The following is a 20,408-nucleotide window of genomic DNA, read 5'->3' as shown; positions in this document are numbered from 1 at the left end:
AGAGGCCCGACTGCCAAAGACCCATCCGTAGTCCAGCGTGCATGGTGCACGTATAGGGAGAGAGAAACATGCTTAGGAAAAAGACCAACGGGGTTGCGCGACGCCCCCAGCGGACTTCGATCCTGTCCGAGGCGGCCAACGCTTCGGTTGACCGGCGCGCGTTCCTGCGTGGCTCCGGTCTTGCGGTGGGTGGCCTTGCCGCCATCGCGGCCACAGGGGGCACCGTCACCGCCGCCAACGCTCAGTCCGCCGCCAATGGCGCGGTCGAGCTGAAGAAATCCGTCTGCACCCATTGCTCGGTCGGTTGTACTGTCATGGCAGAGGTGCAGGACGGCGTGTGGATCGGGCAGGAGCCCGGTTGGGACAGCCCCTTCAACCTCGGTGCGCATTGCGCCAAGGGGGCCTCGGTCCGCGAGCACGCCCATGGCGAGCGCCGCCTGAAATACCCGATGAAGAAAGAGGGTGGCGAGTGGAAGCGCATCAGCTGGGAACAGGCGATCAACGAGATCGGCGACGGCATGATGAAGATCCGCGAAGAAAGCGGACCTGACAGCGTCTACTGGCTGGGCTCGGCCAAGCACAACAACGAACAGGCCTACCTGTTCCAGAAATTCGCCCGCTACTGGGGCACCAACAACGTCGACCATCAGGCGCGGATCTGTCACTCGACCACCGTTGCGGGTGTTGCGAATACATGGGGCTACGGCGCCATGACCAACAGCTACAACGACATCCACAACAGCCGGGCGATCTTTATCATCGGCGGCAACCCCGCCGAGGCGCACCCGGTGTCGCTGCTGCACGTGCTGCGCGCGAAGGAGCAGAACAACGCGCCCCTGATCGTCTGCGACCCGCGCTTTACCCGCACGGCGGCGCATGCGGATGAGTATGTGCGCTTCCGTCCCGGTACCGATGTGGCGCTGGTCTGGGGTATCCTCTGGCACATCTTCGAGAACGGCTGGGAGGACAAGGAGTTCATCCGCACCCGTGTCTGGGGCATGGACCAGATCCGCGAAGAAGTCGCGAAGTGGAACCCCGAAGAGGTCGAGCGCGTCACCGGCGCCCCCGGCTCGCAGCTGCGCCGCATCGCGATGACCATGGCGAACAACCGCCCCGGCACCGTGATCTGGTGCATGGGTGGCACCCAGCACACCACCGGCAACAACAACACCCGCGCCTATTGCGTGCTTCAGCTTGCGCTGGGGAACATGGGTGTCTCGGGTGGCGGCACCAACATCTTCCGCGGCCACGACAACGTGCAAGGCGCGACCGACCTTGGCGTCCTGTCGCACACGCTGGCGGGCTACTATGGTCTGGCCAAGGGCTCTTGGCAGCACTGGGCGCGCGTCTGGGGCGAGGATTTCGACTGGCTGAACGGCCAGTTCGCCAAGATGAAGGGCGCCGACGGCAAGGACAAGGATCTGATGTACGAGACGGGGATTCCCGTGTCGCGCTGGATCGACGGTGTCCTTGAGGATGCCGAGAACATGGACCAGCCGAACAAGGTCCGGGCCATGGTCCTGTGGGGCCACGCGCCGAACTCTCAGACCCGCATGGTCGAGATGAAGAAGGCGATGGAAATGTTGGACATGCTGGTCGTTGTCGACCCGTATCCCACGGTCTCGGCCGTGCTGCATGACCGCACCGATGGCGTCTATCTGCTGCCCGCGGCCACGCAGTTCGAGACCTATGGGTCGGTCACCGCGTCCAACCGCTCGATCCAGTGGCGGGAAAAGATCTTTGATCCGCTGTTCGAATCCAAGCCCGATCATGAGATCATCGGCCTGTTCGCGAACAAGTTCGGCTTTGCCGACCGCCTGTTCCGCAACATCGCGATGGACGACGAAAACACGCCGAACATCGAGGACACGCTGCGCGAGATCAATCGTGGCATGTGGACGGTGGGCTATACCGGCCAGTCGCCGGAGCGCCTGAAACTGCACATGGCCAACCAGCACACGTTCGACCGCACCACGCTTCAGGCGGTGGGTGGCCCGGCGGATGGCGACTATTACGGTCTGCCTTGGCCGTGCTGGGGAACGGCAGAGATGGGGCATCCCGGCTCGCCGAACCTGTACGACATCAACAAGCCCGTGGCCGAGGGCGGTTTGCCCTTCCGCGCGCGCTTCGGTGTCGAACGCAACGGCGAGAACCTGCTGGCCGAGGGGGTCTACAACCCCGGTTCGGAAATTCAGGACGGTTACCCCGAGTTCACCATGCAGATGCTGATGGACCTTGGCTGGGACGCTGACCTGACCGACGAGGAGCGCGCAGCAATCGATGCCGTGGCCGGTCCCAAGACCAACTGGAAGACCGACCTGTCCGGCGGTATCCAGCGCGTCGCGATCAAGCATGGCTGCGCCCCCTACGGCAACGCCAAGGCGCGGGCCGTGGTCTGGGCCTTCCCGGATCCGGTGCCCGTCCATCGTGAACCGCTGTATTCCAACCGTCGCGATCTGGTCGCCGACTATCCGACCTACGAGGACCGCAAGTTCTATCGCCTGCCGACGATGTATGCCTCGATCCAGAAGCAGGATTTCAGCAAGGATTATCCGATCGTGCTGACCTCCGGTCGTCTGGTCGAATACGAAGGCGGCGGTGATGAAACCCGGTCCAACCCGTGGCTGGCCGAGTTGCAGCAGGACATGTTCGTCGAGATCAACCCGCGCGACGCCAACAACCTTGGTGTGCGGGACGGGGCGCAGGTCTGGGTCGAAGGTCCGGAAGGCGGCAAGGTCAAGGTCATGGCGATGGTCACCGAGCGGGTCGGCGAGGGCGTTGCCTTCATGCCGTTCCACTTCGGCGGTCACTTCCAGGGCGAGGACCAGCGGTCGAAATACCCGGACGGGGCAGACCCCTATGTGCTGGGGGAATCGACCAACACCGCGCAGACCTATGGCTATGACAGCGTGACCCAGATGCAGGAGACGAAATGTACTCTCTGCAAGATCATGCCGGCGTAAGGAGGAAAGAGAATGGCAAGAGCTAAGTTCCTGTGTGACGCCGAGCGCTGCATCGAATGCAACGCCTGCGTCACCGCCTGTAAGAATGAGCACGAGGTGCCGTGGGGGATCAACCGCCGCCGCGTCGTGACCATTCAGGACGGCAAGCCGGGTGAGAGGTCGATCTCGGTCGCCTGCATGCACTGCTCGGACGCGCCCTGCATGGCGGTCTGCCCGGTGGATTGCTTCTACCAGAACGAGGAAGGCGTCGTCCTGCACTCCAAGGACCTGTGCATCGGCTGCGGCTATTGCTTCTACGCGTGCCCCTTCGGCGCGCCGCAGTACCCGCAGGCGGGCAATTTCGGATCCCGTGGCAAGATGGACAAGTGCACCTTCTGCGCCGGTGGCCCCGAAGAGAACAACTCCAATGCGGAGTTCTCCAAGTATGGCCGCAACCGGATCGCCGAAGGCAAGCTGCCGATCTGCGCCGAGATGTGCTCGACCAAGGCGCTGCTGGCGGGGGATGGCGACGTCGTGTCGGCCATCTACCGCGAGCGCGTCGTGGCCCGTGGCTTTGGCTCGGGCGCCTGGGGTTGGGGCACGGCCTACGACCAGAAGGACGGCTGATTTCAGCGTGACCTGAGGTAGGATGGGTGATCACCCATCCTACTTTCTGAAACACCCGCGTGGCCCAATCCGGGCCACGCGGCCCTATCTACTCCCAATTCAGAGGTTGACATGTCCCGGAATTCCAAAGGGTTCGGCGGTTTCTTCCTTGTGGCCCTCGCGCTGCTGGTCTTTGCCCTCGCAGCCGGGCCACTTTTCAACCAATCCGCCCCCGAGGCAGACGTTCAGGCGCAACTCGCCGAGGCCCGCGAAGCCACCGGCGGCGCGCAGACGCTGTACGACATCCTGCGGCGCCAGCAGGGCCTGCCCGTCGACGAATCCTTCCGCGCCGATGCGATCGGGGGCGATGCTCTGTCTGCACCGGGCCTCGGCCCGCTGGGCGGCGCCTCCGATCCCGAACTGTGGCGCGCCCTGCGCTACAACAAGGCCGATGTGAACGTCTCGACCCAAGGCGATGTCGGCAAGGTCCTCGTGCAGGATGGTGGCATGCAATGGTACCAGTTCCGCGAGGGGCCGCTGGCCACCTATGGCGGCTGGCTGCTGCTGGGCACCATCGGCGCGCTGATCCTGTTCTACTTGGGCCGCGGCCGCATCAAGCTGGACGAACCCAAGACCGGCCGCACCGTCACCCGCTTTCAGGCCTTTGAACGCTTTTCCCACTGGCTGCTGGCGGGGTCGTTTGTCCTGCTGGGCATCACCGGCCTGCTGACCCTGTTCGGGCGCAAGGTCATCGTGCCGCTGATGGGGCATGAGGCCAACGCGACGCTGCTGATGGTCTCGAAATACATCCACAACAACCTTGCCTTCGCCTTCATGCTGGGGCTGATCCTCGTCTTCGTGCTGTGGGTCTGGCACAACATCCCCGACCGGACCGACATCACCTGGTTCGCGCAGGCGGGCGGCATCATCGGCAAGAACCACCCCCCCGCCAAGAAGTTCAACGGTGGACAAAAGATCATCTTCTGGAGCGTGATCCTGCTGGGGGCCTCGATCTCTGTCTCGGGTGTGTCGCTGCTGTTCCCCTATGAATTGCCGCTCTTTGCCAAGACCTTTGCCATCCTCAACGACCTCGGGCTTCCTGCCTTGGTCGGCATGGACACCCTGCCCACCGCGCTTGCCCCGCAAGAGGAAATGCAGCTGGCGCAGCTGTGGCACGCCATCGTCGCCTTTGTCCTGATGGCGATCATCATCGCCCATATCTATATCGGCTCGGTCGGCATGGAGGGCGCGTTCGATGCCATGGGCTCGGGCGAGGTCGACGAGGCATGGGCGCATCAGCACCATTCGCTCTGGCTCGAAGAGGTCAAGGCCAAGGAAGGCAAGGCGCCCGGCCAGGCGACCCCGGCTGAGTGATGTGGCCCGCTGCCACGCGCAGGCCGCGCCCCGGGCGTGCCCCGGGGCCTCTTGGCCGGGCGGCGCTGCTCGGGCTGTTGGCCCTGCCGCTCCATGCGCAGGATTTCACCACGCTCAAAGGCCATGGCGGGCCCATCATGGACATTGCCGTGGCGGGGGACGGGACGGTTGCGACCGCGAGTTTCGACAACTCGGTGGGCCTTTGGAAGGGGCGCGTTCCGGAATGGCTCGAAGGCCATGAGGCCGCAGTCAACGCCGTGGCCTTCGGTCCGGGGTCGGTCCTCTCGGCGGGCGACGACTTTACCGTTCGGGTCTGGGATGCGACGCCGCGGATTGCAGGCACACATACGGGCAAGGTCACCGATCTTGCAATTCTTGGCGACACCGCCGCCAGCGCCAGCTGGGACGGCACCGTCGGACTTTGGCAGCTCGACGACGAGACGGGGCGCATCCTCGATGCGCCGGGCGGCGTCAACACCGTGGCCTTCGGGTCTGCGTCCCGGCTGTATGCCGGGACCTCGACCGGCAAGCTCATCCGCTACGATCTGGACAGCGGCGCGGCCCTGCCGGTGCTTGGACACGGGTTCGGCATCAATGAACTGATCGTCACCGAGCATTGGATCGCCTATGGCGCAGTTGATGGCGGCACGCGGATCGTCACCCATGACGGCGATGAAATTGCCGATTTCACCCTCGACCGGCGCCCCATCCTCGCGATGGCCTATCATGCCGGAACCAACCAACTCGCCGTCGGTGATGGCGAGGGCTATATCATGATCGTCGACACCGCGGATTGGCGGATCGCCCGCGACTTCCGCGCCACGCGACAAGGGCCGGTCTGGGCGCTCGCCTTCTCCAATGATGGCGCAACGATCTATGCGGGCGGGCTGGACGATGTCGCCTATGCTTGGCCCGTCGCGCTTCTGGATGAATTCGACCCGGCCATCGACGGCGAACGCAGCTTCCTGCGCGACGCCGATGCCATGCCCAATGGTGAGCGGCAATTCATGCGCAAATGCTCCATCTGCCATGCCCTGACAGCCGGCCCCAGCCGCAAGGCCGGGCCGACCCTGCACAATGTCTTTGGCAGGCGCGCGGGCACGCTGCCGGGCTATACCTATTCCGACACGCTGGATGGTTCCGAGATCATCTGGACAGATGCCACCATCGACGCACTTTTCGACATCGGGCCGGACCACTATATTCCCGGCTCCAAGATGCCCATGCAGGTGATCGCGGGCGCGGATGACCGCGCCGACCTGATCGCCTACCTCAAACGGGCCACAACCGGGGAAGACAAATGAAAGCGATGTTCACAGGCTTTGTCGCCGCTGTCCTGATCGCCGTAGGCGCATATTACGGGCTGCACGAATTGGGCTTTTCCGCCGCCGAAACCGGGGCCGGCCCCAATGTCCGGCTGAACTGAGCCGATGCCCGAAGAGTACGGCGAAAATCTGGCCGGCGCGCAGGTCCTCGTGATCGACGACGAACCGGGGATGCGGAACTTCCTGCTCAAGACGCTGCAACCGCGCGTCAAGCGCGTTGAATTGGCCGCCTCGCCGGACGAGGCCACGGTCAAGCTCGACGAGAGCCATTTCGATCTGGTGATCCTCGACAATGTCATGCCCAAGAAGACCGGCCTCGAATGGGTCACGGAACAGCGCCGCCTTGGCTTTCTCGCCGATACGATCCTGATCACCGCCTATGCCGATCTGGAAACGGCCATCGCCGCCCTGCGCGCCGGGGTCAGCGATTTCGTCCTGAAACCGTTCCGCGCGAACCAGATCCTCGGGGCCGTCGCCCGCACGCTGGATCGCAAGTATCTGCGCCGCGACAACACCCTGCTGCGCCACGAACTGGGGACCGAGGGCGCGGGCCAGCTGCTGGGCACCTCCGCCGCTCTGGGCGAGGTGCGCGCGATGCTGACCAAGCTCGCGCCCCTGCCGACGCCCGTCCTGTTCACCGGCGCCTCCGGCACGGGCAAGGAACTGGCCGCGCGCCAGTTGCACCGCTTGTCCGACCGGGCCGAACGCCCCTTCGTTGCCGTCAATTGCGCCGCCATCGCGCCCGATCATATCGCGCAGGAACTGTTCGGCATCAACGGCCCCGGCGACACGCTGAAACCGGGCCTGCTGCTGCTCGCCGATGGCGGCACCCTGTTTTTGGACGAAGTCGCCCAGATGCCCGATCAGGTTCAGGCGGCCCTGCTCCGCGTGCTCGAAGACCAGCGTGTCCGGCCCATCGGCGCGGAACGCGAATTCCCGCTCAACCTGCGCTTCCTCTTCGCCACCAATGCCGACCTGTCACAGGCCGTGGCGCAGGGTCGCTTTCGCGCGGACCTTTATCACCGCATGAACGTGCTGCGTATCCACATGCCGCCGCTCAAGGACCGGTCCGAGGACATCACCGAACTCGCCGCCCTGTTCATCCAGCAATTTTCCTCGACCCTTGGCCTGCCGCCACTGGACCTCGACGCCGAGACCCTGCTGAAACTGCGCCGCTACGACTGGCCCGGAAATGTGCGCGAGTTGCGTAACCTCGTCGAACGCTCGATCATTCTTGGCGCCTTTCCCCCGGAATTCGCAGGCGACAGCCGCATCACCGGCACCCGCGCCATCGAGAATCTCGATCAGGTCATGCAGCGCCACATCCTGCACGTGCTCGACCTGTGCAACGGCAACCACGCCGAAGCCGCCCGCCGTCTCGGCGTCTCGCGCAAGACGGTCGACCGCAAGGTTCAGGCCTGGGACGCCTAAGCCCCCAGCAGGTCGCCTCGGCGCAGCCGAGGGAAAACCCGGTTCATCCGTTCCACCGCACCGTACCGATCCCGGTGAGGTCATAGCCGCCCATCTTCTCCGCCCGCGCCGCCATCGCCTCGGACTGGCAAAACGCCATCAAGCGTTGCAGCGCCGTGTCGAAATATGCAGGCCGATGCACCAGAAGGTCGAACCGTTCCTCGACCAAGGGGACAAATGGCAGGCCGAAATCCCGCGCCACCGTTTCCAGTCCAAGCGTCGCATCCGCCTCGCCTCGGGCGACGACCTGCACGGCTTCCGTCTCGGTCCGGGCAACCTCGGTCAATGTCATCGCCTCCATCCCAAGGCCCGCCTTCACCGCCAATTGCCGGAACAGCACGTCGCTGCCGGACTCGACCTGTCTCGGCACCACGCGCCGTCCCGTCAGGTCCTCTATGCCGGAGACACCCGAGACATCCCGCCCCAGCACCAGCCCGCGTGCGCGGGTGGCAAAGCGAAGCAGCACCGCGTTCTGCCCGGCACAGGCGCGGGCCACCAAGGGGGTGTTCCACTCGCGGCCCTCGGCATCCAGCAAGTGCAACCCCGCCGCCACGCCTTCGCGCGCAACGAACCGTCGCAAACCGTCGGTGGAGCCATCCACGTAGCTCGCCAGCCCGCAGCGGCTTTCGCGGATCGCCCAGTCGAGCAGGGGATCGTGGCTGCCCAGCACCACGGCGGGGCGGGGCGGCTTGACGACCATCCCCTCGGAATGCGCCTCCAGCCAGCCGCGCACGCCGCGCGAGGGGAACAACAGCTTGCCCGTCGCGCGCGTGCAGGGAACCTCGCCTGACGCGGCGAGGTCATAGACCTTGCGCTCCTTGATGCGGAGCAGTTCGGCCAGTTCGGGAACCGTCAGGAATTCCGGCTCGATCATCTTACCCCCATCGGGGCGGATGCCCCGTTATTTCGGCGCGTTCGGGAAGAACAGCTGCTGCCCGTCCACCTTGTACCCGGCGATCGCCTCTTGTCCCTCGGCCGAGATCAGCCAGTCGGCAAAGCTTTGCGCCGCATCGACATTCACGTTCGGGCATTTTGCCGGGTTCACCGGGATGACGCCATACTGGTTGAACATGTCCTCGTCACCTTGCACGGCGATGGTGTAATCCTGCTTGTTGCCGAAATTGATCCATGTGGCGCGGTCGGTCATCACATAGGCGCCCATGCCGATCCCGGCGTTCAGCGTCGCGCCCATGCCCGAACCGGTCTCGCGATACCATTCGCCCGAGCCCGCCTTGGGGTCGACGCCAGCGGCGTTCCACAGGGCGACTTCTTTCTTGTGGGTGCCGGAATCGTCCCCGCGCGAGGCAAAGATCGCGCCGCTTTCGGAAATCGTCTTCAGCGCCGCCTCGACATCGGTCATGCCACCCACACCCGCCGGATCGCCAGCCGGACCGACGATGACAAAGTCATTATACATCAGGTCGGTGCGCATGGTGCCGCCGCCTTCGGCGACGAATTTCTCTTCGGCGGGCTTGGCATGGACCAGCAGCACATCGCCATCGCAATTCGCGGCGTTCTTGATCGCCTGCCCGGTGCCGACGGCAACGACATTGACGGTGATGCCGGTTTCCTCGGTGAAGATTGGCAGCAGGTAATCGTACAGGCCGGAATTCGCGGTCGAGGTCGTGGATTGCACGATGATCGACTCCTGCGCGTGCAGCGCAAACGGGGTCAGAAGGGCAAGCGTCAGGGCACCAAGTTTCATTGGATCAGTCCTATTCAGGTTTGGGTAAGTTCAGACGACGATGCGTCCATCGAGGAAATCGCGCGCCACGGTGGATCGTGGTCGGTCAAAGAAGGTCTCGGCAGAGCTGTGTTCCGCCACGCGCCCGCGATGCAGGAACACGACCTCGTCCGCCAGACGGCGCGCCTGCCCGGGGTCATGGGTGACAAGGATCACCTTCACCCCGCGAGTGCGGGCATCGCGGATGATTGCTTCGATCGCCAGTACCGAGCCGGGGTCGAGGCTGGCGGTGGGTTCGTCCAGCAGCAGGACTTCGGGGTCGAGCGCCAGTGCGCGGGCCAGCGCCAGCCGCTGCGCCTCGCCCCCCGACAGGCGGCGGGCCGGTTGGCGGGCCTTGTCCGACAGCCCGACATGATCCAGCAAGGCATCGCGGCGCGAACGATCCTTGCCGCGCGCTTTCAGCACGAAATCCAGATTGGCGGCGACGGAGCGGCGCAGCAGCACCGGTTTCTGGAACACCAGCGCCTGCCTAGCCGTCGCGCGCGTGGCGGGCGTGCCGTTCCAGTCGATCTGGCCCGCGTCCGGCGCGATCAGCCCGTGCAGCAGCTTCAGGAACTGGCTCTTGCCCGCGCCGTTCGGGCCCATGATGACGGTCACGCCGGTGGCGGTCAGCGACAGGTCCAGCCCGTCCAGCACGGTCTTGCCGCCAAAGGACAGGCGCAGGCCAGAGACGGTCAAGGGCAGCATCGCGTGCTCCAGCGTTTCGACATAGCCAAGGTCACGCATGCGCCGCCTGCCTTTCCGCCGACAACCGCAGCGATTGCACCAAGGCGTTCACGCCAAGCGCAATCGCCATCAAGATCATCCCCAAGGCCAGCGCCAGCGCCAACTCGCCCTTCGAGGTCTCCAACGCGATGGCGGTGGTCATGACCCGTGTCAGGTGGTCGATATTGCCGCCGACGATCATCACCGCGCCGACCTCGGCCACCGCGCGGCCAAAGCCCGCCAACGCCACGGTTAGCAGCGCATAGCGCCCGTCCCACAGCAGCGCCTGCACCGATTGCCAGCGGGTCAGGCACAGGGCGCGGAATTGCTCGGCATATTCGTCGTTCAGGTCTTCGAGAATCTGGCGCGACAGGGCGGCGACGATGGGCGTGATCAACACGGTCTGCGCCACGATCATCGCGGTCGATGTATACAGCAGCCCGAGAAAGCCCAGCGGCCCTGCGCGTGACAGCGACAGATAGACCAGCAGGCCCACGACCACCGGCGGCAGCCCCATCAGCGCGTTCACGAAGACCAGCACCGCGCCGCGCCCCCGGAACCGGGCGGTTGCCAAAAGCGCGCCCAGTGGCAGGCCCAGCAGGCAGGCCAGAACCGTCGCGGTCAGGCTGACGCGCAGCGACAGGCCGACGATCTCTGCCAGATCCCCGGTCGGAGACAGCACCAGCCCGAAAGCCAGCGCAAAGGCCTCTCCGAAATCCTGCATATCCTCCGCACGCCTCCTTGCGTCGCCCTTGCCAAAGCTAGGCGGTTCGGGGTGTGACTCGCAAGGGAATGCTTGTCCTGATAAAGCTTTGAGCGATCCTCTTGGGTCGTCAATTTGTCCGCGTGGAAGATGAATTCAGTAAATTCTGCATAATTATGCGCAGCGGTATGCCGTGCCCGGCGTCTTTCTCAGAAGCTGTCGAACGTTGCCTTCATCCGGTCCGGGTCCGCTGGTCGCCCGGTGAACAGTTCGAACGCGCGCACGGCCTGATACAAGGCCATCCCGGACCCGGGCAGGGTGCGGCATCCGCAGGCGCGCGCATCGCGCAAAAGCTGGGTGTCGAGCGGGAAATACACGATGTCGGCTACCCACAGTTCCGGGCGCAGCATGTCGGCGGGGACGGGGCTGCCGGGATGGGTGGCCATGCCGATTGGGGTGGCGTTTACGATCCCGCTGGCCGCCTGCACAGCGGTCGCAAGATCGGTGCAGACCCGCACCCGGTCTGCGCCGCCGTGGCGGACGAGGTTGGCGACCAGACGCTCGGCCGCGTCTTGGTTCACGTCGCGGATTTCCAGCTTCGCGACACCCGCATCCAGCAGCGCATGGGCCACCGCCCCACCTGCGCCGCCCGCGCCCAACTGCACCACGTGAGAAACATCCGCGCCGGGCAGGCCGCGTTCGAAGGCGGTGGCAAAGCCCCAGTAATCGGTGTTGTGGCCAAATCGCTTGCCCTCCCGGAAGACGACCGTATTGACCGCACGCACGGCCTGCGCGGCGGTGGACACCTCGTCGAGATGGGCCATGGCGGTCTGCTTGAACGGGTGCGTCACGTTGCAGCCGCGATAGCCCTCTGCCTCGGCCTTCGCCAGCAAAGCGCCGATCTCGGGCGTATCCATGTCCGCCGTATCGATCAGGTCGTAGCGATAATCGAGGCCCTGCGCCGCGCCTTCGGCCATATGCATGCGCGGTGTGCGCGACAGCCCGATGCCGTGGCCGATCAGGCAGGTCTTGAGTGCCATGGTCATGCGATTTCTCCGGTTTGTGCCATTTTGTACCGGATCGGACAAAGCATCAACGACTTTGTACTGGACAGTTAAAAACCGTCTCTCGTAGCCTGTTCGGGAAAGGAGCCGCCCGTGACCAAGGACACCCGGACCCGCCGCGATCCCGAAGGCGTGCGCCGCGACATCCTGCGCATCGCGACCGAGATGTTCGCGCGGCACGGTCTGGCCGGCAGCCGCATCGACGAGATCGCGGCGCAAACCCGCACGTCCAAGCGGATGATCTATTACTATTTCACGGACAAGGTCGGGCTTTACGTCGCCTGTCTCGAAGCGGCCTATGCCCGCCTGCGCGACAACGAGACCCGGCTGGACCTTGCGGACCTGCCGCCCTTGGCGGCGCTGGCGCGCCTGATCGGCTTTACCTTCGACCATCATCGCGCCAATCCCGATTTCATCCGGCTGGTCATGGTCGAGAACACCCATGACGCGCGCCACCTGAGGGCCTCTCAGGCCATTGCCAGCATGAACCGCCCCGCCATCGACACCCTGTGCGCGATCATCGCGCGCGGCGAGGCGGCCGGGGTGATGCGGGCTGGGCTGGACCCGGTGGCGCTGCATTGGCAGATTTCGTCGATGTGCCTGTTCAACGTCGCCAATCGTCCGACCTTTTCGACGATCTACGGCGCGGACCTGTTCACCGAGGCTGGGCAGGCGCGTTTGCGGCAAATGGTGATCGACACCGTCCTGTGCCATGTGCGCGAAGGCTCGACAGGGCAGGGCGGCCCGCTATGAAGGGTCCGACATCACGGAGACCGACATGACCGACACCCCCGCCATCCATCCCGTTGCCGCCGATCAGCCGCCCTTTGCCCGTCATCTCGGGCTGCGCATCGTCTCTGCCCATGCGGACGAGGTCGTGGGCGAGCTGACCGTGACGCCGGAATTGCTGAACCGCAACGGCACCCTGCATGGCGGCGCGGTCATGGCGGTCTGCGACAACATGGGAGGCACCGCGACCTTCCTGAACCTCAAGCCGGGGCAGGGCACCACCACGGTGGAAAGCAAGACCAACTTCTTTCGCGCCATCAAGGCTGGCGAGCGGGCCACCTTCACCGCGACCCCGCTGCACAAGGGGCGCAAGACCATGGTCTGGCAGACCACCGTCCGCCGCGCCGATGGCAAGGTTGCGGCCATCGTGATCCAGACCCAGATGGTGCTCGAAGACCCGCGTTTCGACTGAGCCCCGGCCCCCGCCCGGGGCAATTGCCATGCGTGACGTCTTGGGCCATGGTGCCGCCATGGAAACCCTGCCCACCTCACACAGCGCCTTTCTGGTCGTCATGGCCTGTGTCGTGGCGCTTGTGTCCGGCTTTACCGGGCTGTCGCTGACGCGCAAGATGGCGGACAAGACCCTGTTCGAAAAGAAGCTTTCGATTGCGCTTGCATCGATCGCGCTGGGGGGCGGCATCTGGGCGATGCATTTCATCGCCATGCTCGGACTGCGCTTGCCGGTGCTGTTCTACTACGACGCGGCGATCACGCTGATTTCGGCGTTGATCGCGATCCTGATCGTCGGCGTCGCGCTGATCTTGCTGCATTTCATGGAGCGCAGCCCGACGGTCATCACCTTTGCCGGTGCGATCCTCGGGGTCGGTATCCTTGCCATGCATTATATTGGCATGGCCGGGCTGGAACTGTGTCAGGCCATCTACACGCCAACCGGCGTCATCGGTGCCTCGGTCGTGGCGCTTGGGCTGTGCGTCATGGCGATCTGGGTGGCCTATGGCCAGCGCAGCGACCGGACGATCCTGATCGGGACGGTGTGTTTCGCGGTGGCGGTGACGGCTGCGCATTTCCTCGCCATGGCGGGCACGCGGTTCCGCGAGGTGCCCGGCGCGTCCGAATTCGGCCCCGCCATGAGCAACGAGACGCTTGCGTTGGGGGTGATCGTTTTCAGCTTCGTGATCTTTGGCGGCTGCCTGTGGGTGGGCGTGACCTACCTGATGCCGTCCGAGAGCGCGGCCCCGACCGAGGCCGCAACACCCGCCCCCGCGCCAGCGCCAAGCCCGGAGAAACCCGTGCCCGCCGCGCTTCAGATCCCGTGCGAGCGGGATGGCGGCAAGGTCTTCGTCGCCCCGGCGGATGTCGTCTTTGTCCGGGCGGACGGACATTATTCGCAGGTCTACACCACCTCGCAGCGGCTGTTCTGCGCATGGCCCGTGACCGAGGCGTCAAAGCGGTTGTCGCCGCTCGGATTCCTGCAGACCCATCGCAGCTATCTGGTCAATCCGGCCCATGTCAGCCGCTTCGAGCGCGATAAGGACAAGGGCCGCTGCGTGTTCCGGGGCGACGGTTTGCCGCCCGCGCCGGTCAGCCGGTCCAAGCTGCTGATCGTTCAGGATGCATTGGCGGCGCAAGTCGGCGCAATTCGTGCATCCTGAGGCGCATTTCGTGCAAAATAACTGGCTTTCGTTGATTTCTTGAAGCGGCCCATCCGGTCGTCATGCCTCATTCCCGACAGCAAGACATGTGCTTTCGGGGAGGAAACGGCAGATGATTCCAGCTTCATTCGAATATTACAGGCCAAAGGATCTGGACGGCGTTCTCGCGCTGCTCAGGGATCACGGCGACGATGCGCGGGTCATGGCGGGCGGACACAGCCTGATCCCCATGATGAAGCTCCGCATGGCCGAGGTGCCGCACCTGATCGACCTTCAGGATGTCGCCGGGCTGCGCGGGATCGAGGTCGGGGCCGAGGGCATCCGGCTTGGCGCGATGGTCACCCAGTCCGAGATCATTGCCCATGACGGGCTGGCGCAGGCTGCGCCGATCCTGCGCGAAGCGGCTTTGCAGATCGCCGATCCGCAGGTGCGCAACATGGGCACCGTCGGCGGCAATGTCGCCAATGGTGATCCGGGCAATGACATGCCGGGGTTGATGCAATGCCTCGATGCGGCCTTTACGCTTGTGGGGCCGGACAGCGAACGGCAGGTCGCGGCGCGCGATTTTTACGAGGCGGCCTACATGACCGCGCGCGAGGATGACGAGGTTCTGACCGCCGTCACGATCCCGCTGCCCAAGGGCGGCCACGCCTACGAAAAGCAAAAGCGCAAGATCGGCGATTACGCCACAGCCGCTGCCGCGGTCCAGATCCTCAAGGAGGGTGGCAGCTGCGCCTCGGCCAGCATCGCGATGACCAACCTCAGCGATACCCCGATCTTCTGCGAAGAGGCGGGCGCGGCGCTGGTGGGCAGCACGCTCGACACGGCGGCGCTGGATGCGGCGGTCGCCGCCATGCAAGCGGCCATCGACCCGTCCGAGGACAACCGGGGTCCGGTCGATTTCAAGCGGCACGTGGCGGGCGTGATCCTGCGCCGTGCCATCGAACGCGCTTGGTCGCGGGCCTGACACGGGCCGAGGGAGGATAGAATGGGAAAGAAGATGCACATCCAGATGACGGTCAACGGCAAGGCCGAGGAATTCCTCGCCGAGCCGCGCGAACTGCTCATCTACACCTTGCGGGAACGGCTGAACATCACCGGTCCGCATATCGGCTGTGAGACCTCGCATTGCGGGGCCTGCACCGTCACGCTGAACGGCAAGTCGGTCAAGGCCTGCACCGTCTTCGTGGCGCAGGCCGACGGGTCCGAGATCACCACCATCGAGGGCCTTGGCACGCCGGATGCGCTGCATCCGCTGCAGGTGGCCTTCAAGGAGCACCATGGCCTGCAATGCGGCTACTGCACGCCGGGCATGATCACCCGCGCCACCAAGCTGCTCGAAGAGAACCCCAACCCGACCGAAGAGGAAATCCGCTTTGGCATGGCGGGGAACATCTGCCGGTGCACCGGCTACCAGAACATCGTGAAATCCATCAAGGCCGCAGCCGCCGAGATGAACGCAGCCAAGGAGGCGGCAGAATGAAGGACGAAGTCGAAAGCCGCGAAGACCGCGTCGGCAAGCTGAAGGGTCTGGGCTGCTCGCGCAAGCGCGTCGAGGATGCCCGCTTTACCCAAGGCAAGGGCAACTACGTCGATGACATCAAGCTGGACGGAATGCTGTTCGGCGATTTCGTCCGCTCGCCCTATGCGCATGCCCGGATCACCGGCATCAATATCGACGCGGCGCTGAAGGTGCCGGGCGTTCTGGCCGTTCTGACGGCCAAGGACCTTGAGCCGCTCGGCCTGCACTGGATGCCGACGCTGGCGGGGGATCGCCAGATGGTGCTGGCCGATGGCAAGGTGCTGTTTCAAGGGCAGGAGGTCGCCTTTGTCGTCGCCGAAGACCGCTATGCCGCCGCCGACGGCATCGAAGCCGTCGAGGTCGAGTACGAAGAGTTGCCGGTTCTGGTCAACCCGTTCGAGTCGCTGAAATCCGACGTGGTTCTGCGCGAGGACACGGTCGACGAGGATGGCGCCCCCAAGGACGGCGCGCACGGTCCGCGCAAGCATCACAACCATATCTTCACATGGGAAGCGGGTGATCGCGACACGACCGAGCAGGTGATTTCCGAGGCCGAGGTCGTCGCCGAATCCGACATGTACTACCACCGGACGCATCCTTGCCCGCTGGAGACCTGCGGGTGCGTGGCGTCGATGGACAAGGTCAATGGCAAGCTGACGCTCTGGGGTACCTTTCAGGCGCCGCACGCGATCCGCACCGTGGTCTCGCTGATCTCGGGGATCGAAGAGCACAACATCCGCGTCATCTCGCCCGATATCGGCGGCGGCTTCGGCAACAAGGTCGGCGCCTATCCGGGTTATGTCTGTTCCGTCGTCGCATCCATCGTCACCGGCAAGCCGGTGAAATGGATCGAGGACCGGATGGACAACCTGATGACCACCGCCTTTGCCCGCGACTACCACATGACCGGGCGGATCAGCGCCACGAAGGACGGCAAGATCACCGGCCTGCATTGCCATGTCACGGCGGATCATGGCGGCTTCGACGCCTGCGCCGACCCGACCAAGTTCCCGGCGGGCTTCATGAACATCTGCACGGGGTCCTATGACATCCCGACGGCGTTCCTTGAGGTCGACGGGGTCTATACCAACAAGGCGCCCGGCGGTGTCAGCTATCGCTGTTCGTTCCGGGTGACCGAGGCGGTCTATTTCATCGAGCGGATGATCGAGGTGCTCGCGATCAAGCTCAACATGGACGCGGCCGAATTGCGGCGCATCAATTTCATCCGCAAGGAGCAGTTCCCCTACACGGCGGCGCTGGGATGGGAATATGACAGCGGCGACTATCACACCGCGTGGGAGAAGGCGCTGAAGGCCGTCGATTACGAAGGGCTGCGGGCCGAGCAGGCGCAGCGCATCGAGGATTTCAAGGCTGGCAAGACCCGCAAGCTGATGGGCATCGGTCTGTCCTTCTTTACCGAGATCGTCGGGGCCGGTCCGGTCAAGAATTGCGACATTCTCGGCCTTGGGATGTTCGACAGCTGCGAGATACGGATTCACCCGACCGGCAGCGCGATCGCCCGGCTGGGCACGATTTCGCAGGGGCAAGGGCACGCGACGACCTTTGCGCAGATCCTCGCAAGCGAGATCGGCCTGCCCGCCGACAGCATCACCATCGAGGAAGGCGATACCGATACCGCGCCCTATGGGCTTGGCACCTACGGATCGCGCTCGACCCCGGTTGCGGGGGCGGCGACGGCGATGGCCGGGCGCAAGATCCGCGCCAAGGCGCAGATGATCGCCGCCTACCTGCTCGAAGTGCATGACGACGACGTCGAATTCGATGTCGACCGCTTTGTCGTCAAGGGTGCGCCGGAACGGTTCAAGACGATGAAGGAAATCGCCTTTGCCGCCTACAATCAGGCCATTCCGGGGATCGAGCCCGGGCTGGAGGCGGTCAGCTATTACGATCCGCCGAACATGACCTATCCCTTTGGCGCCTATGTCTGTGTCATGGATATCGACGTCGATACCGGCGTGCCGGAAATCCGGCGGTTCTACGCGCTGGACGATTGCGGCACCCGGATCAACCCGATGATCATCGAAGGGCAGGTGCATGGTGGTCTGACCGAGGCTCTGGCCGTCGCTCTGGGGCAGGAGATCGCTTATGACGACATGGGCAACGTCAAGACCGGGACGCTGATGGACTTCTTCCTGCCGACCGCGTGGGAAGTGCCCAACTACGAGACCGACCACACGGTCACGCCGTCCCCGCATCACCCGATCGGGGCGAAGGGGGTCGGTGAAAGCCCGCATGTGGGCGGTGTGCCCTGTTTCTCGAATGCGGTGCAGGATGCCTTCCGCCCGTTCGGGAACGTGCACACCAACATGCCGCACGATCATTGGCGGATCTGGAAGACCGCGCATGATCTGGGGCTGCACGGCTGAGCATGGGTTTCGGATCGCTGCGCGATCCGACCGGGGCGGGGGGAGGTTTCACCTCCCCCCGCACCCCCCACCGGGTATTTGAAAAGAGAAGAAACAGCAGGGAGGCGTGCGTGACGGGGTTTCGCGAAGTGCAGGGCGATCTGGCCGCGCAGGGCTACGTGGCGTCCGATGACTTGGCCATGGCGTTGACGCTGGCGGTGTCGCTGGGGCGGCCCTTGCTGCTGGAAGGGGCGGCGGGCGTCGGCAAGACCGAGGTGGCGCGGGCCTTGGCGGCGGTGCGCGAGACGCGCCTGATCCGGTTGCAATGCTACGAGGGGCTGGATGCGTCGCAGGCGATTTATGAGTGGAACTACCAGCGGCAATTGCTGACGATCCGCGCGGCGGCGGAAGATGGCGAGACCGGGCAATCGGTCGAGGCGCGGATCTTTTCCCGGGACTTTCTTTTGGAACGCCCCTTGCTGGCCGCGATCTCGCAGCCGGTCGCGCCGGTGCTTCTGATCGACGAAATCGACCGGGCCGACGAGGAGTTCGAGGCCTACCTGCTTGAAATTCTGTCGGATTTTCAGGTGACGGTGCCCGAGTTGGGGACCCTTGAGGCGGTGACGAAGCCGGTGGTCATCCTGACCTCGAACGGCACGCGCGACCTGTCGGACGCGCTGCGGCGGCGCTGCCTGTACGCTTTCGTCGACTATCCCGACCGGGCCACCGAACTGGCGATCCTCGCGGCGCGGCTGCCCGAGGTCGAGGCGCGGCTTGCCGCGCAGGTGGTGGGCTTCGTTCAGGCATTGCGCCGCGAAGAATTGGACAAGGTGCCGGGCGTCGCCGAGATGCTCGACTTTGCCGCCGCCTTGACTGGCTTGGGCATTGCCGATCTGACACGCGATCCGGCGGTCTTGCAGGCCACGCTCGTGACCTTGCTCAAGACGCAGGAGGACCGCGCGCGGGTGACGACCGAGGTGGCACAGCGGCTGGCGGGGAAGGCGGCATGAGCCGGGTCACCCGCTTTGCCGGGCGCGATCCGGGGCCCGCCGCGCGCGTCGCCGGGTTCCTCGCGCATTTGCGCGAGAATGGCTTGCGTCTGGGGGTGGCGGAAACCGGGCTGTGTCTTCGGGCGCTGGAGGTGTCCGGTGCGGTCACGCCGGATGCCTGTCGCGGCGCGCTCAAGGCGGTCTGCACGGGCTGCCGCGACGAGGCGGACCGGTTCGATGCGCTGTTCGACGCCTATTGGATGGATGCCGGGCGGGTCCGTCAAAAGGTGACGCCTGCGGCGCAAACTGCAGGCTCGGAAGCGATACATTCGTCGAGAGACGCAGGGGGCACGGCGGCAGGGACCGGCAGCATGACGGCCCCGGAGGACGGAGAGGACGAGGCGGAGCGCGACGGCACCGGCAAGCTGATCGCCACGCGGCACCGCAGTCTGGCGCGCCGGGACCTGCGCGAGGTTGTCCAGCCCGACGAGATCGCCGAGGCCGAGGCGGTGGCGCGGCGGCTGGGTGCGGCGCTCAGGGATCGTCGCTCGCGTCGTCGGATCGCAGCGCGCAAGGGTGACCGGCTGCATTTCCGCAAGACCATCCGGCGCAGCCTCGCGACCGGAGGGGAGCCCCTGACGCTGCTGAAGAAACGCAGGCCGGACAGGCCGCGCAGGATCGTGGCGCTGTGCGACGTTTCCGGCTCGATGAGCGTCTATTCCCGCGTCTTTCTCGCGTTTCTCGCCGGGCTCATGCGCGCCGATACGGAGGCGGACGCCTATCTGTTTCACACCCGGCTGGTCCGGATCACCGAGGCGCTGCGCGACAAGGATACGATGCGCGCGATCGGGCGCATGTCGCTGGTGGCCGACGGGTTTGGCGGCGGGTCGAAGATCGGGCCTTGCCTCGACCAATTCGCCCGGACCCATGCCCGACGGTTCGTCGACGGGCGCAGCGTCGTTCTGGTGCTCTCGGACGGCTATGACAGCGCGCCGCCGTCGGACCTTGGCGCGGCGCTGGCGCGCCTGAAAAAGCGGGGCTGCCGAATCGTCTGGCTGAACCCGTTGAAAGGCTGGCGCGATTACGCGCCGGTGGCGGGCGGCATGGCAGCGGCCTTGCCGCATCTCGATCTGTTCGCGGCGGCGGGGACCCTTGCGGACCTTGCCGCACTGGAAGGGGAGCTGGTGGGATTGTGA

Annotated in this window: 19 protein-coding genes; 14 read left to right on the top strand and 5 right to left on the bottom strand. The window is 65.1% G+C overall.

The window, feature by feature from the left end:
* Window positions 1–68 precede the first annotated feature (68 nt).
* The 6 genes from D8Z78_RS22740 (at window position 69) to D8Z78_RS22720 (ending at window position 7,678) form a co-directional block, all read left to right on the top strand.
* Window positions 69–2,963, top strand: a complete 2,895-nt coding sequence (locus tag D8Z78_RS22740; protein WP_121633079.1) for a formate dehydrogenase subunit alpha — start codon at window positions 69–71, stop codon at window positions 2,961–2,963.
* 12 nt (window positions 2,964–2,975) lie between these two features.
* The gene (gene fdh3B / locus D8Z78_RS22735; RefSeq protein WP_121633081.1) at window positions 2,976–3,569 is read left to right on the top strand and encodes a formate dehydrogenase FDH3 subunit beta; all 594 of its coding nucleotides are present in this window, start codon (window positions 2,976–2,978) and stop codon (window positions 3,567–3,569) included.
* 111 nt (window positions 3,570–3,680) lie between these two features.
* The gene (locus D8Z78_RS22730; protein WP_121633083.1) at window positions 3,681–4,922 is read left to right on the top strand and encodes a formate dehydrogenase subunit gamma; all 1,242 of its coding nucleotides are present in this window, start codon (window positions 3,681–3,683) and stop codon (window positions 4,920–4,922) included.
* Window positions 4,922–6,226, top strand: coding sequence for a c-type cytochrome (locus D8Z78_RS22725; protein WP_121633086.1), 1,305 nt, complete (start codon window positions 4,922–4,924; stop codon window positions 6,224–6,226). The genes D8Z78_RS22730 and D8Z78_RS22725 overlap by 1 nt, the downstream gene beginning before the upstream one ends.
* Window positions 6,223–6,348, top strand: coding sequence for a hypothetical protein (locus D8Z78_RS25270; RefSeq protein WP_255446375.1), 126 nt, complete (start codon window positions 6,223–6,225; stop codon window positions 6,346–6,348). The genes D8Z78_RS22725 and D8Z78_RS25270 overlap by 4 nt, the downstream gene beginning before the upstream one ends.
* A 4-nt stretch (window positions 6,349–6,352) precedes the next feature.
* Window positions 6,353–7,678 carry a sigma-54-dependent transcriptional regulator gene (locus D8Z78_RS22720; RefSeq protein ID WP_121633089.1) on the top strand — a complete coding sequence of 442 codons (1,326 nt, stop codon included), beginning with the start codon at window positions 6,353–6,355 and terminating at the stop codon, window positions 7,676–7,678.
* 43 nt (window positions 7,679–7,721) lie between these two features.
* Here D8Z78_RS22720 and D8Z78_RS22715 read toward each other — a convergent pair whose 3' ends face one another.
* The 5 genes from D8Z78_RS22715 to D8Z78_RS22695 all read right to left on the bottom strand — a co-directional run bounded on the left by D8Z78_RS22715 (window position 7,722) and on the right by D8Z78_RS22695 (window position 11,915).
* Entirely contained in the window at window positions 7,722–8,591 is an 870-nt protein-coding gene (locus tag D8Z78_RS22715) for a helix-turn-helix transcriptional regulator (protein ID WP_121633091.1), read from the bottom strand.
* Window positions 8,592–8,618: 27 nt separating this feature from the next.
* On the bottom strand, window positions 8,619–9,422 hold the full coding sequence (locus D8Z78_RS22710; protein WP_121633093.1) for an ABC transporter substrate-binding protein: 804 nt from the start codon (window positions 9,420–9,422) through the stop codon (window positions 8,619–8,621).
* Window positions 9,423–9,452: 30 nt separating this feature from the next.
* The gene (locus D8Z78_RS22705) at window positions 9,453–10,187 is read right to left on the bottom strand and encodes an ATP-binding cassette domain-containing protein (RefSeq protein WP_121633095.1); all 735 of its coding nucleotides are present in this window, start codon (window positions 10,185–10,187) and stop codon (window positions 9,453–9,455) included.
* A complete protein-coding gene (locus D8Z78_RS22700) occupies window positions 10,180–10,890 on the bottom strand; it encodes an ABC transporter permease (protein ID WP_121633097.1) in 711 nt (236 codons plus the stop codon). The genes D8Z78_RS22705 and D8Z78_RS22700 overlap by 8 nt, the downstream gene beginning before the upstream one ends.
* A 188-nt stretch (window positions 10,891–11,078) precedes the next feature.
* Window positions 11,079–11,915: a shikimate dehydrogenase gene (locus D8Z78_RS22695; RefSeq protein ID WP_121633099.1), complete on the bottom strand. Its 837-nt coding sequence runs from the start codon at window positions 11,913–11,915 to the stop codon at window positions 11,079–11,081.
* A 111-nt stretch (window positions 11,916–12,026) separates the two neighbouring features.
* Between D8Z78_RS22695 and D8Z78_RS22690 the strand changes: the two genes are divergently transcribed.
* The 8 genes from D8Z78_RS22690 (at window position 12,027) to D8Z78_RS22655 (ending at window position 20,408) form a co-directional block, all read left to right on the top strand.
* Window positions 12,027–12,686, top strand: coding sequence for a TetR/AcrR family transcriptional regulator (locus D8Z78_RS22690; RefSeq protein ID WP_240672234.1), 660 nt, complete (start codon window positions 12,027–12,029; stop codon window positions 12,684–12,686).
* A gap of 25 nt (window positions 12,687–12,711) precedes the next feature.
* Window positions 12,712–13,134 carry a PaaI family thioesterase gene (locus D8Z78_RS22685; protein WP_121633155.1) on the top strand — a complete coding sequence of 141 codons (423 nt, stop codon included), beginning with the start codon at window positions 12,712–12,714 and terminating at the stop codon, window positions 13,132–13,134.
* A 28-nt stretch (window positions 13,135–13,162) separates the two neighbouring features.
* Window positions 13,163–14,335, top strand: a complete 1,173-nt coding sequence (locus tag D8Z78_RS22680) for an MHYT domain-containing protein (RefSeq protein ID WP_240672233.1) — start codon at window positions 13,163–13,165, stop codon at window positions 14,333–14,335.
* Between the two features lie 112 nt (window positions 14,336–14,447).
* Window positions 14,448–15,302 carry an FAD binding domain-containing protein gene (locus D8Z78_RS22675; RefSeq protein WP_121633101.1) on the top strand — a complete coding sequence of 285 codons (855 nt, stop codon included), beginning with the start codon at window positions 14,448–14,450 and terminating at the stop codon, window positions 15,300–15,302.
* A gap of 21 nt (window positions 15,303–15,323) precedes the next feature.
* The gene (locus D8Z78_RS22670) at window positions 15,324–15,818 is read left to right on the top strand and encodes a (2Fe-2S)-binding protein (protein WP_121633103.1); all 495 of its coding nucleotides are present in this window, start codon (window positions 15,324–15,326) and stop codon (window positions 15,816–15,818) included.
* Window positions 15,815–18,244 carry an aerobic carbon-monoxide dehydrogenase large subunit gene (locus D8Z78_RS22665; protein ID WP_121633105.1) on the top strand — a complete coding sequence of 810 codons (2,430 nt, stop codon included), beginning with the start codon at window positions 15,815–15,817 and terminating at the stop codon, window positions 18,242–18,244. The genes D8Z78_RS22670 and D8Z78_RS22665 overlap by 4 nt, the downstream gene beginning before the upstream one ends.
* A gap of 110 nt (window positions 18,245–18,354) precedes the next feature.
* On the top strand, window positions 18,355–19,233 hold the full coding sequence (locus D8Z78_RS22660; protein WP_121633107.1) for an AAA family ATPase: 879 nt from the start codon (window positions 18,355–18,357) through the stop codon (window positions 19,231–19,233).
* Complete coding sequence (locus D8Z78_RS22655) at window positions 19,230–20,408, top strand: vWA domain-containing protein (protein ID WP_121633110.1); 1,179 nt, start codon at window positions 19,230–19,232, stop codon at window positions 20,406–20,408. The genes D8Z78_RS22660 and D8Z78_RS22655 overlap by 4 nt, the downstream gene beginning before the upstream one ends.

Origin of the sequence: Tropicibacter alexandrii, from assembly GCF_003667315.2 — a bacterium.
GTDB classification, from domain to species: domain Bacteria; phylum Pseudomonadota; class Alphaproteobacteria; order Rhodobacterales; family Rhodobacteraceae; genus Tropicibacter; species Tropicibacter alexandrii.
The sequence above is the reverse complement of the archived record's forward strand: the minus strand, read 5'-3'. Positions and strand labels throughout refer to the sequence as shown.